This window comes from Lutibacter sp. A64 (assembly GCF_022429565.1).
Lineage (GTDB): Bacteria > Bacteroidota > Bacteroidia > Flavobacteriales > Flavobacteriaceae > Lutibacter.
The window spans coordinates 2461599-2476371 of record NZ_CP092487.1 but is presented as its reverse complement, the minus strand read 5'-3'; the positions used below and the strand labels follow the sequence as shown (position 1 = coordinate 2476371).

The 14773-nt window shown below is 30.3% G+C and carries 6 protein-coding genes; all 6 read left to right on the top strand.

Annotated elements, in window-relative coordinates; genetic code table 11:
* The first annotated feature begins 47 nt into the window (after positions 1-47).
* The 6 genes from MKD41_RS10005 (at position 48) to sprA (ending at position 14750) form a co-directional block, all read left to right on the top strand.
* Positions 48-947 (top strand): universal stress protein, encoded by a 900-nt coding sequence (locus MKD41_RS10005; RefSeq protein ID WP_240242153.1) that lies wholly within the window; start codon positions 48-50, stop codon positions 945-947.
* Between the two features lie 144 nt (positions 948-1091).
* Entirely contained in the window at positions 1092-3860 is a 2769-nt protein-coding gene (locus tag MKD41_RS10000) for a WD40/YVTN/BNR-like repeat-containing protein (RefSeq protein WP_240242152.1), read from the top strand.
* Between the two features lie 81 nt (positions 3861-3941).
* Entirely contained in the window at positions 3942-4574 is a 633-nt protein-coding gene (locus tag MKD41_RS09995; protein WP_240242151.1) for a DUF6973 domain-containing protein, read from the top strand.
* A gap of 229 nt (positions 4575-4803) precedes the next feature.
* Positions 4804-7110, top strand: coding sequence for an NADP-dependent malic enzyme (locus tag MKD41_RS09990; protein ID WP_240242150.1), 2307 nt, complete (start codon positions 4804-4806; stop codon positions 7108-7110).
* 11 nt (positions 7111-7121) lie between these two features.
* Positions 7122-7703, top strand: coding sequence for a Holliday junction branch migration protein RuvA (gene ruvA / locus MKD41_RS09985; protein WP_240242149.1), 582 nt, complete (start codon positions 7122-7124; stop codon positions 7701-7703).
* A gap of 3 nt (positions 7704-7706) precedes the next feature.
* Positions 7707-14750, top strand: coding sequence for a T9SS outer membrane translocon Sov/SprA (gene sprA / locus MKD41_RS09980; RefSeq protein ID WP_240242148.1), 7044 nt, complete (start codon positions 7707-7709; stop codon positions 14748-14750).
* Positions 14751-14773: the final 23 nt, after the last annotated feature.

Sequence of the window (14773 nt, the reverse complement as noted above, 5' to 3'; positions counted from 1 at the left end):
TGTTTTAAATAAAAAAACGTAAACCACATTCAAAATTTCACTGATTAATGTCATTTATTATTACTACGGCTTTTTTTAAGTTTGTAGCAATAATTAATGGTATGAAAAACATATTAATTTTAACTGATTTTTCTAAGAAATCTTGGAATTCTATCACTTATGCACTGAGTTTATTTCAGAATGAGCAATACAATTTTCATTTGTTAAATGCAGGTAATAGATATGAGAATGAATGGGATATTAATCATCATCAAGAAACAAATTTAGTTCAAGCATCAGCTAAAAAAGATGCAAAAAAACAGATAGAAGCATTAGTTAATAAAATAGATACTTTAAAAATAAAAGGAAACCATACTTTTATCCCAATTTTAGACGAAAAAAATATTGTTGAAGCTACTAGAAATCAAATTAAAACAAAAAAAATTGATTTAATTGTAATTGGCGCTAATGATATTCCTTCAAAAGGGCAAATAACTAGAAATTCTATTTCCGAAGAAATTATAACAAAAGTAAAATGTTCTGTTTTGGTGGTTCCAGAAACTGCTGTTTATACTAAAATAAATGAAATTGTATTTCCTACAGATTATACCAACTATTACGAAGCAAAATTGTTACATTATTTAACAAGTAAATCGTGTTATGCTAATGCTGCAGTTCGGTTTTTATACTTAAATAAAAACAGCGAAATTTTAACTGAAGAACAACGTTGGAATAAAGAAACCTTACAAGATTATTTTACAGAAAAACAACATAGTTTTCATTCAGAAATAAATAAAAATTTTGAAAAATCTATAGAGCAATTTATTAATAAAATGCATATAGATTTAATAGTGTTAGCTGCAAAAAACCTTAATTTGTTAGAACAAATTTTGTTTAGACCAAAAATGGCAACCTTAGATTATTATTCTAAAACACCTTTTTTAGCATTACACCAATCTAATTTTTAGTATTAAATAAATTAATTCTGAATTAGCTAATTTTAATTTACTTAGCATGTGAATTATAAATCTATTTTTTCATTCCTTAAAGTTTAAATTATATTGCTAAATTTGAAGAAAAGCATTTTTATGCTAAACTATTAAACTTCAAGAATGAAAAAAATAATCTTCTTTTTTAGTTTTTTATTTCTTCTTATAGAAATAAATGCTCAAAATTCATTAGTAAAAAATGTGCCATTTAGTAATATAGGACCAACAATAATGAGTGGTCGTGTAGTAGATTTGGCAGTAAACCCTGAAAACCCAATAGAGTTTTATGTTGTGTACGCTTCTGGAGGTATTTGGTATACAAATAATAATGGAACATCATTTACTGCAATTACAGAAAATGCTCCAACCCAAAATATGGGAGCAATTGCCGTAGATTGGAAAAATAATACAATTTGGGCAGGTACTGGAGAGAGTAACTCTTCACGTTCTTCTTATGCAGGAATTGGAGTTTTAAAAACTACCGATGGTGGTAAAACGTGGAAAAATGTTGGTTTAACCGATTCGCAACATATTGGTCGTATTATTATAAACAAAAACAACCCAAATGAAGTTGTAGTAGCTGCCGTTGGAAGTTTATATACGCCAAACAAAGAGCGTGGTATTTTTAAAACTTCCGATGGTGGGAAAACTTGGAAAAACCCCTTGTTTATTAATGTAAATACAGGCGTAATAGATGTTAGCGTATCTCCTACAGATCCTGCTGTTTTATATGCAGCTTCTTGGGAGCGTATTAGAAAAGCTTGGAATTTTGATGGCGATGGAGAAGGTTCTGCAATATATAAAAGTACAGATGCTGGTGAAACTTGGGTAAATGTAAGCGATGAAAAGAGCGGTTTTCCAACAGGTAATGGTGTTGGTAGAATTGGGTTAGCTGCTTTTAATAACAATGTTATTTACGCACTTTTAGACAATCAGTTTATGAGGCCTGAAAAAAAGAAAAAGAAAGAAAAAGGTTTGCAGAAAGATGATTTTAAAAAAATGACTAAAGAAACTTTTTTAAAGTTAGATAATAAGGATTTGAATTCATTTTTAAAAACAAATAATTTCGAAAAAAAATACACTGCTATAAGTGTAAAAGAAGCAATTGAGAAAGAAACTGTACAACCAAGTGATTTAGCAAGTTATTTAGAAGATGCAAATAGTGTTTTATTAACTTCTGAAGTAATTGGTGCCGAGGTGTATAAATCTGTAGATGGTGGTAAAACCTGGAAAAAAACACATAAAGATTATTTAGACGGAATGTATAGTTCTTACGGTTATTATTTTGGTGTAATAGCGGTAAATACTAGCAATCAGAATAAAATTTATATTGGAGGTGTTCCATTGTTTAAATCGGAAGATGGTGGTAGAAACTGGACTTCAATAGGTAAGGAAAATGTACACGCCGATCATCAAGCTTTGTGGGTAAATCCTAATTTAAATGGGCATATAATTGATGGGAATGACGGTGGTGTAAATATTACCTATGATGATGGTGAAAACTGGATTAAAAATAATTCACCTGCAGTTGGGCAATTTTATTATATAAATGTAGACAATCAAAAACCATATAATGTTTTTGGTGGTTTACAAGATAATGGTGTGTGGTACGGATCTAGTAATTATAGAACTTCTAAGCGTTGGGAAAGCAGTGGAGAGTATCCATATAAAAGTATTGGCGGTGGCGATGGAATGCAAGTTCAAATAGATAATAGAGATAATAATTTGGTATATACCGGCTCTCAATTTGGGTATTATTTTCGCTTAAATTTAAAAACAAAAGAACGTTTAAGTATTCATCCAAAGCATCAATTGGGAGATACGCCTTATCGTTATAATTGGCAAACTCCAATAGTATTATCGCCACATAATCAAGATATTTTATATATGGGAGCTAATAAATTATTGCGCTCTATGGATAAAGGCGAAAAATTTGATGTAATTTCTGGAGATTTAACCACTGGTGGAAAAAAAGGAAATGTGCCTTATGGTACGCTTACAACAATTTCAGAAAGTCCTTTTCAATTTGGTTTTATTTATGTTGGAAGTGATGATGGTTATATAAATGTTACAGAAAATGGTGGGGCAACTTGGACTCGAATTTCAGATAATCTACCGCAAGGTTTATGGGTGTCAAGAGTTGTAGCTTCACAACACGAAAAAGATAGGGTTTATATTACTTTAAATGGATATAGAAACGACGATTTTAAACCTTATGTTTTTGTTAGTGAAAATAAAGGTATTACTTGGAAAAATATTGGAAGTAAACTGCCAAATTATGCTGTAAATGTTATAAAAGAAGATCCTGAGGATGAAAATATAGTTTATTTAGGTACCGATAATGAAGCTTATGTAAGTTTTGATAAAGGTGTAAATTGGCAATTATTTTCTAACGGATTGCCTAAAGTTGCAATTCACGATTTGGTAATTCAAAATGAAGCTAAAGATTTGCTTATTGGTACGCACGGACGTTCTATCTATAAGGCAAATATTGCTGCTTTACAAGAATATAATACTATTAAAAATTCGTTGGTTGCAATTTTTGAAATTCCTTCAATACGATATTCTTCAAGATGGGGAAATGCTAGAAGTAAATGGTCTAAAGCCTTTGAACCAACTATAATAATTCCTTTCTATAGTTCAAAAGCAGATGAATATATTGTTGAAATTTTAACTGAAGACGATTCAAAAATAAATTCTTTTATAGTTAATGCAGATAAAGGATTTAATTATTTTAATTATAATTTGTCAGTAAAAGGACAAAAGAATATCTATAATTTATCTATGAAAGATCAGTCACATAAAAAAGCTAAAAACGGCATTTATTATTTACCAAAAGGCACGTATTTTGTGAAAATAGGGACTGTTAAGAAAGCTTTTGAGGTAAAATAAATGTTTTAGTCAAGTGCAACTGTTCAGCGGAGTAAAAGTAAAGTAGAGGTAATTATAGTTAAATAAAAATTATCACTTCAAATGAATTATTTTAAAGTTAAATTGTTAATTGTAGTGCTTCTATTTTCTTTTAAATTACAAGCTCAATCTAACTGGAGTTTATTTAAAGATCAGCCTAGTTCGCTTAAAAAATGGGCATTGTTACATCCTTTTAAAGCAAAAAAAGCCTTTAAAATATCTAATGAAGTAATTAAAATAACGGATTCTATAGCAAACACTAATTTGTTGGATAAAGATAAGGTTGGTGGACAAGTAGATGCTTTTAGACATGCGTATTGGATGGCTGTTTTAAAGATAGAGATTGGAGAAAAAGCAGCTCGTTCTTTAGGTAAATCGTATGAGAAATCTAATTTCAATTCATTTAAAAAAAGTGATTTAGAAGATGGAATTCATCCAGATTTAGCGTCAAAAAAAATGGATTTATTTAATAATAAAATGGGGTTAACATTTTCGGTTAAAGATACTAATTATAGTAAAAATGGACTTGTTTTTAAAATTGTAAATGCAATTAAACGAGGCGATTTAAAAATAATTAAAAAAGATAGTTTAGGAAACTATTTAACCTGTAATAATGTTATTATTTCTTCAAAAGATTTAAAAAAATGGGACAATGGTAAATGTCTAATTTCTTCTGAAACTAAAAATAATAATTGAAAGGTTTAAAATTTTAACCAATTTTAAAAAATTAAGATACTTTTTTTGTTGCATTAAATTTCTTAATTCGGAACGTTTTTTAATATAAATTAAATGTTTTAAATAAGAATAATCTAAATAGTGAATATTACATAATATTTATCTCGTTTTCGCAGTAAATACCATAAATAAAGTGTGCTATTACTATTATATTGTTAAATTTGTTCTTATACATTAAAAAAAATTTTTTATGAGTGATTCAAGAATGAGAAGAGAGGCTTTATTGTACCATGCAAAACCTACTCCAGGAAAAATTGAAGTAGTTCCAACAAAAAAATATGCTACCCAAAAAGATTTATCTTTAGCGTATTCTCCGGGTGTTGCAGAGCCTTGTTTAGAAATTGAAAAAGATCCTGAAAATGTTTATAAATATACTTCAAAAGGAAATTTAGTAGCGGTTATATCTAACGGAACAGCAGTATTAGGTCTGGGAAATATTGGAGCATTGGCTGGAAAGCCTGTAATGGAAGGAAAAGGACTGCTATTTAAAGTGTTTGCGGATATTGATGTGTTTGATATAGAGATAGATACTACTGATGTTGAAAAATTTATAGAAACTGTTAAAAATATTGCTCCAACTTTTGGAGGAATAAATTTAGAAGATATTAAAGCGCCAGAAGCTTTTGAAATTGAAAGAAGGCTAAAAGAAGAATTAGATATTCCTGTAATGCACGATGACCAGCACGGAACTGCAATAATTTCATCAGCAGCTTTAAAAAACGCTATTGAAATTGCAGGTAAAGATATTTCAAAAGTAAAAATAGTTGTAAATGGAGCAGGAGCAGCAGCTGTTTCTTGTACTAGACTGTATATGGCAATAGGAGCAAAAAAAGAGAATATTGTAATGTGCGATAGTAAGGGTGTAATTAGAAAAGATATTGAAAATTTATCTTCTCAAAAAGCCGAGTTTGCTACTGATAGAGATATTTATACATTAGCTGAAGCGGCAGATGGAGCCGATGTTTTCATTGGTTTATCAGTTGCCGATGTTTTTACACCAGAGATGTTATTAAGTATGTCTTCAGATCCTATAGTTTTTGCATTGGCAAATCCTAATCCAGAAATTGAATACGATTTAGCTATAAAAACAAGAAAAGATGTTATTATGGCAACAGGTCGTTCAGACAATCCTAACCAGGTAAATAATGTACTCGGATTTCCCTTTATTTTTAGAGGTGCTTTAGATGTTAGAGCAACAAAAATTAATGAGGAAATGAAAATTGCAGCGGTATATGCTTTAGCCAATTTAGCAAAAGAATCCGTTCCAGAGCAGGTAAATATTACCTACGGAGAAAAAAACATTCAGTATGGTAGAGAGTATATTATTCCAAAACCTTTTGATGCGCGTTTAATAACTGAAGTACCACCAGCAGTTGCAAAAGCGGCAATGGAATCGGGTGTAGCAAAAGAAGCTATTACAGATTGGGATGCCTATAAAGAGGTGTTGGCCGAAAGGTTAGGAACTGGAAGTAAGCTAATGAGAATGATTACAGAACGTGCAAAAGCAAATCCTAAAAGTGTTGTTTTTGCTGAAGCAGATCATTTAGATGTTTTAAAAGCAGCACAGATAGTTCATGATGATGGTATAGGAAAACCAATTTTATTAGGAGATAAAGAGATTATTAAAGAATTGATGGACGAATTAAATTTTGATGCTGATCTTCCTATAATCGACCCAAAATCTGATGAAGAAAAAGAAAGAAGAAATAAGTTTGCTAAAATTTATTGGGAAAAACATCAAAGAAATGGAATTTCATTGTTAGATGCTCAAAAATGGATGCGAGAACGTAATTATTTTGCTGCAATGATGGTAAATGAAGGAGAAGCAGATTCTGTAGTTACAGGATATTCTAGAAATTATAGGAGTGTGGCAAAACCAATGATAGAATTAATCGGTATGGCAAAAGGTGTTTGTAGAGTTGCTGCAACTAATATAATGATGACAGATAGAGGACCAATGTTCTTTTCTGATACAGCGTTTAATATAAACCCAACAGAACAAGATCTTATTCAAATAGTTAGAATGACGGATAGAGTTATGAAAATATTTGGTATAGACCCTCATTTAGCAGTTCTATCTTATTCTAATTTTGGTTCAGCAGATTCAAAATCGGCAAATAAAGGTGCAAATGCAGTGGCGTATATACACGAAAATTTTCCAGAAATTAATATCGATGGAGAAATTCAAGCAGATTTTGCATTGAGTAGAACTTTAAGAGATGATAAATTCCCTTTTTCTAAAATTCATAAGAAAAAAGTAAACGGGTTGATATTCCCTAATTTAAATTCTGCAAATATTAGTTATAAACTTTTAAAATCTTTAAATAAAATAGACTCTATTGGGCCAATAGTAATGGGACTAAAAAAACCAGCACATATTCTACAGTTAGGGTGTAGTGTAGATGAGATTGTTAACATGGTTTGTGTGGCTATTGTAGATGCACAAGAAAATGCTAAGAATAATACAGATTATTTTACTACATTTGGCTGTAAATAGCCATAAGTGAAATGATCACTCATATTAAAGGAAAATTAATAGAAAAAAACCCGACCTATGTTGTTGTTGAAACAGCAGGCTTAGGGTATTTATTACATATTTCATTAAACACCTATTCAAAAATCTCTGATGATGAATTGGTGTTTTTGTATACCCATTTGTCTGTAAAAGAAGATTCGCATACATTATTTGGGTTTGTAGATAAAATTGAGCGTGAAATTTTTAGATTGTTAATTTCAGTTTCTGGTGTAGGTCCAAGTATTGCAAGAACAATGTTGTCTTCAATGACTACCGATGAAATTCAGCAGGCAATAGCTTCAGAAAATGTGGGAGTTATTAAATCTGTAAAAGGAATTGGAGTTAAAACAGCGCAAAGAGTATTGATAGATTTAAAAGATAAAATTTTAAAAACATACAATATTGACGAAGTTTCAGCATCGGTAAATAATACAAATAAAAATGAAGCGTTATCTGCTTTAGAGGTGTTGGGATTTGTTAAAAAACAAGCAGAAAAGGTTATTGATAAAATTTTATTAGAAGATAATACGTTAAGTGTTGAAGCTTTAATTAAAAAAGCACTTAAAAATTTATAAGATTTGAAAAAAACAAAATTTATATTTAAAACACATATTTTAATTATCTTATTGTTGTTTTTTAAAATAACAGTAAATGCACAAGTGTTGCCTATAATACAAGCAAAAGATACTGCAAAATTTGAAAACGCTAAAGATTCAACAAGTTTAAAGTATCCTTTTAAAGGTAACCAGAAAGGCGGTTTGTTTTTAGAAAATCTTTCAGAATCTGAAGTTATTTACGATACAGAATTAGGAAAATATATTATTGTTGAGAAAATTGGAGATTATTATATAAAACGTCCAGTGTATATGTCTCAAGAAGAATATAAAGAGTACAAGCTAAAAAAAGACATGCTTGGTTACTATAAAAATAAAATTAGTGCCACCAATAGTAAAAAGCTTGGAAGTGAAGAAGCTCAAAAGAATTTATTACCTACATATTACGTAGATTCTGATTTTTTTCAATCTCTTTTTGGAGGAAATAGCATTGAAGTAAATCCAACCGGAGATGTTACTGTTAAAATGGGTGCGTTGTACCAAAAAGTAGACAACCCTCAATTATCTGAACGCAATAGAAGTAGTTTTACGTTTGATTTTGATCAGCAAATTAGTGCAAGTATTCAAGCAAAAGTAGGTACACGTTTAAAAGTTGGAGCACAATACGACACACAAGCATCTTTTAATTTTCAAAATCAAATAAAGTTAGAATACACACCAACAGAAGATGATATTCTTCAAAAAGTAGAAGTTGGAAATGTAAGTATGCCTTTAAAAAATTCGTTAATTGTTGGTGCGCAAAGTTTATTTGGTGTTAAAACAGAATTACAATTTGGACGTACTACGGTTACTGGTGTTTTTGCTGAACAAAAATCGCAAACACGTACTGTAGCAGCAGAAGGAGGTTCTACAATTCAAGAGTTTGAATTGCAAACAACAGATTACGATGAAAATAGACACTTTTTTCTTTCACAATATTTTAGAGATAATTACAATACAGCTTTAAAAAACTATCCACTAATTAATAGTCCTATAAATATTACTAAAGTTGAAGTATGGGTAACTAATAGAAATGCTACTACTGAAGATATTAGAAATATTGTTGCTATAGCAGATCTTGGAGAAGGAGATCCAACAAATATTGGACCCGCAAATGTAACGCCAAATCCTGGGTTTTTATACCCTTCAAACGATGCAAATAATATTGCTTCAATTTTAAATAGTACAAATCCAGTTAGAAAAATTTCAACTGTAGGTAATGGTTTAACGCCTTACGCTATGCAACAAGGTAGAGATTATTCGGTATTAGAAAATGCGATTAAATTAGGGGTAGATGATTATAAATTTGATCCGCAATTAGGGTATATTTCATTAAATAGAAGGCTTACAGATTCTGATGTGTTAGCTGTTGCTTTTGAATATACAGTTAGTGGAGATTCAAAAGTATATAGAGTAGGAGAATTTACAAGTGATGGTATTATTGCGCCAGACAATATAGTTGTAAAACTGTTAAGAAGTGAAATAGTAAGTACTGATGTTCCTATGTGGGATTTGATGATGAAAAATATTTACTCGCTTCAAACCTATAGAATGCAGCAAGATGGCTTTAGGTTAGAACTTTTATATGCCGACGACGAAACAGGTGTTTCAATAAATGTATTACAAAATGCACAAACATCAGGTGTTTCAGATAAAACATTATTAAATTTATTAGATATTGATAAATTAGATCAAAGTCAGTTTTATGTTGCAGAAGGTGATGGTTATTTTGATTATGTTGAAGGGGTAACTGTAGATTCTGAAAAAGGATACATTATTTTTCCAACGGTAGAACCTTTTGGTGAAGATTTAGAATTAAAATTGACAAGTACAGAAGATGAAAATTATATTTTTAACGAATTGTATGAAATCACACAATCTGAAGCTAGAAATAATTACCAATATAAAGATAAGTATTTAATAAAAGGATACCATAAATCTGAAAGCTCTAACGGAATTCCGCTGGGAGCTTTTAACGTTCCACAAGGTTCGGTTAGGGTTACAACTGGAGGAAGAGAATTAGTAGAAGGAGTAGATTATGTGGTAGATTATCAAATGGGTAGGGTGCAAATTGTAAACCCTAGTTTAGAAGCTTCAAATGCACCTATAAATGTTTCAGTAGAGAATAATGCAGCATTTAACTTACAAACAAAACGTTTCTTTGGAGTTGATATTGAGCATAAATTCTCAGATAAATTTATTGCAGGTGCTACAATTTTAAATTTAAATGAAAAACCAATTACTCAAAAAGCACTTTTTGGTCAAGAACCAATTAACAATACTATTTTTGGGTTAAATGCAAATTTTGGTACAGAGGTTCCATTTTTAACTAAATTGGCAAATAAATTACCAAATATTGATACGGATTATAAATCTAATTTTTCTATTAGAGGAGATTTTGCTTATTTAAAACCCGGATCACCAAGTAGAATAGAGTTAGATGGAGAGGCAACATCGTATGTAGATGATTTTGAAGGTTCTCAAATTCCTTTAGAACTTAAATCAATTCAACAATGGCATTTGGCAAGTACACCGCAATATCAAACGCAGTTCGATTTAGGAGGTAATGCTTCAGATATTAGCTATGGTTATAAAAGAGCAAGGTTATCTTGGTATATTATAGATCCACTTTTTTATGGAGGTTCTTCTTTAAAACCTGGGAATATTGATAACGAAGAGTTGTCAAGAGCAGAGGTTAGGAGAGTAAGATATGAAGAGTTGTTCCCTGAACAAGATTTAGATTTAACACAATCTACCATTGTTAGAACCTTAGATTTAGCTTATTTTCCAAATGAAAGAGGAAGTTATAATTACGATACAAGTAATGTTGGTGCAGATGGTAAATTTACAAATCCAGAAGAACGTTGGGGTGGTATAACTAGAGCGCTTACTACAACAAATTTTGAACAATCTAATGTTGAATATATTCAGTTTTGGTTAATGGATCCTTACGATCATTATTCTATCACTAATGAAGAAGGACTGCCTGTAGGTGTTAACCCAAGTAACCCAGAAAACCAAGTTGGAGAATTGTATTTTAACTTAGGGAATGTTTCTGAAGATATTTTAAAAGATGGTAGAAAAATGTACGAAAATGGGTTGCCAGAAGATCCTTTAAGTACAAATAATACAGAGGAAACTATGTGGGGTAAAATTCCTACAAATCAATCTTTATTGTATGCTTTTAGCGATGATGATAACGAACGTTTAAATCAAGATATAGGTTTTGACGGATTAAATGATGACCAAGAAGTAGCAAAATTTGGAACTGCATTTGGGCCAGATCCATCGAACGATAACTATAGCTATTTTAGAAGTACAGAATATGATAATTCTAATGCATCAATTTTAACGCGTTATAAAAAATATAATAATACAGAAGGAAATTCACCAACTAATAATTTATCAACTGAAAGTTACCCTACTTCAGCTACAACCTATCCAGATACAGAAGATATTAATAAAGATCAAACAATGAATACTGTTGAGAGTTACTATCAATACAAAGTTTCATTAAATAAAAGCGACTTAGTTGTTGGTCAAAATAATATTGTTGATGAAAAAGTGGTAACTGTTACTTTAGAGGATGGAAGTCAAAAACAATTTAGATGGTTGCAATTTAGAATTCAAGTTAGTACACCAGATGAAGTTATAAATGATATTACTGGCTTTAACTCTATTCGATTTATGAGAATGTTTTTAACCAAGTTTAAAATGCCAATAGTGTTGCGTTTTGGAGAAATTCAATTGGTTAGAGGAGATTGGAGACGTTACACAAAAACATTAGATGAAGCTATTACAGTACCACAAGATTTAACAGATACCGAATTACAAAACTTTGAAGTTGGAGTTGTTAATATTCAAGAGAATGAAGATAGAAATCCAATACCTTATGTTTTACCTCCAGGTATTGAACGCGAAATTTTAAGAGGTAGTACAACTTTACAACAACAAAACGAGCAATCTTTAACTTTAAAAGTAACAGATTTAGAACCTAATGATACACGAGCAATTTATAAAAATGTAAGTGTAGATTTAAGAATGTACAAACAATTGAAGTTGTTTTTACATGCTGAAGGTGTTCAAACTAGAGCACAAGTACAAAATGATGAATTAAAAGCAATAATTAGGTTGGGTAGTGATTTGGATGATAACTACTATCAAATTGAAAAATTATTAACAATATCTGATTATAGCGCTACCGATGAGTTAGATATTTGGCCTGAAGAAAACAATATAGAGGCAATGTTAGAATACCTAACAAACTTAAAACTATTAAGATTTGATGAAGGTCTAGCGCCAAACGAAGTCTATCCAGCAGAAGGTACTGTACCACCAATTGAAGGAATAGATGGGTACGAAATTAGAGTAAAAGGAAATCCAAACCTATCGAATATAAAAACAATTATGTTAGGTGTTAAAAACGTATCTAACGCAAATCAAAGTGCTGAGGTTTGGTTTAATGAATTACGTGTTGCCGATTTTGATAATGAAGGTGGATGGGCTGCTGTAGTTAGCGCAGATGCAAATATTGCCGACCTTGCAGATGTTGCAGTTACAGGACGTATGGAAACTCAAGGTTTTGGAGGTATAGAGCAAAGTGTAAATGAGCGTAGCCAAGAAGATACAAAATTGTATGATCTTGTTACCAATGTAAATGTAGGTAAATTACTTCCAAAAGATTGGGGAGTTTCATTACCGCTAAGTTATAGTGTTTCTGAAGAAATAAAAGATCCAAAATACGATTCACAATATCAAGATGTTTTATATGAAGATACGAATATAGAAAACAGTCCAAATAGAGAAAGCAATCAAGATTATACCAAGAGAAGAAGTATTAGCTTAATTAATGTTAGAAAAGAGCACAATCCTAATGCAGAAAGAAAACAGCGTTTTTATAATGTAGAAAACCTTTCTGTATCGTACGCTTATAATGAGACATTCCATAGAGATTATAATGTTGAAAAATATGTAGATCAAAATGTTAGAGCTTCAGTAAATTATAATTATAGTTTTGAACCAAAAAGTATAGAGCCTTTTAAAAATTGGCAATCTCTAAATAGTAAGTATTTTAAGTTTTTAAAGGATCTTAATATAAATTTAGTACCTACAACTGTTTCTGTGAATTCAAATATTTTCAGAACATATAACGAGCAACTTTCAAGAAGTTTAGTAGAAGGTTTACCGCAATTGCCAACATTAAAACAGCGTCATTTTATGTTCGATTGGGATTATACAATTGGATACAATTTAACCAAATCTCTACAATTTAATTTTAGAGCAGCAAATAATTATTTGTATGATGATTTTGATGCCGCTGATGACATTCAAATTTTTGATAATTTCTTTTCTTTAGGAAGACCAGATCATTACCATCAAACATTAAGCGGTACTTACAAAATACCAATTAATAAATTACCTCTGTTAGATTTTATAAATGCAGATTATACTTATGCCGCAGATTTTGATTGGCAAGCTTCTTCTCAATCTTATGTAGAACAAGTAGGAAATGTTATTCAAAATACAAATAGCCATAGTTTAGGCTTAGACGTAGATTTTGGTAAATTTTATAAAAATGTTGGTTTAACAAAATTATTTAATAAAAAGCAATCAGTTGCTTCCAATAGCTCAGAAAGTAGATTAAATAATCCTACAAATAGAGCAAGTCAAAGAACAAAACAATCAAGACCAACTTTAAAAGAAGGTGTTTATAATTTATTAACAGCTTTTAAAAAGGCACGTTTAAATTATTCAGAAAATAACGGAACCTATTTACCAGGTTATATTCCTGAAGTAGGATTTTTAGGACAAGATAATTACAATGGAGGTGTTGCGCCTTCACTTGGTTTTGTTTTTGGAAGTCAAATAGATATCAGAGAACGAGCTTTAGAGAATGGCTGGTTATTATCTAGAAGTGAATCCGATCCGTATTACAATAAAACCTACAGTGTAACCCATATGAATAAGCTAGATTACACTATTACCGTAGAACCATTCTCTAATTTTGATATAGAATTAAGAGGGAATAAAATCTATACAAAAAACACCTCTCAACAATTAGATGTTATAGACAATGTTCTAACAGATTCTCCAATTTCACAAGCTGGTAATTTTATGATTAGTCATAATATGATAAAAACAGCATTTTCAAATAGTGATGAAAATTTTGAAGAATTTAAGGCAAACAGAGAAATTATAGCACAACGATTAGCACAAGCATCTGGGCAACCAATTGATGGCTTTGGTGTTACAAGTCAGCAAGTTTCTTTACCAGCCTTTTTAGCAGCTTATTCTGGTCAAGATGCAAGTAAAATTAAATTGTCTGCTTTTAGAGATGTGCCAATTCCTAGTTGGGATATTAACTACAAAGGTTTAATGAAAATGGCTTGGTTTAAAGATAAATTTAGAAGTTTTTCTTTATCACATAGTTATAATTCACAATATTCAATATTAAGTTTTACTAATAATTTAGAATACAATGCACAAGATCCTTATGCAGAAACAGATATTGTAGGTAATTATTATAATAAAACCTTATTTACAAATGTAGATTTAATTGAGGAATTTAGTCCGTTGTTAAAAGTAGATATGAAAATGAAAAATTCAGTTTCTTTTTCAGGAAGAATTGATAAGGATAGAAGACTTAATTTAAATTTCAGTAACAATACAATTACACAAACAAAAGGATTAGAATATGTAATTGGAATGGGCTATAGAATTAAAGATTTAGCAATGAAATTTAGATTTGGAGGTAAATTAACCAGATTAAAGGGTGATTTAGACTTAAGAGCAGATTTATCTCTAAGAGATAATAAAACAATAATAAGAGCCATAGATGAAGACAATGATCAAGTAACAGGAGGTCAACGCTTATTGTCATTTAAGTTTTTTGCAGATTATGCAATAAATGCTAATTTAACAGCATCGTTTTATTTCGATCAAAGCTCATCAAAATATGCAATTTCTACTACGTTCCCAAGGCAATCAGTAAGCTCAGGGTTAAGTATTAGATATGTTTTAGGAAATTAATAAATTATCAACTATAAAATTAA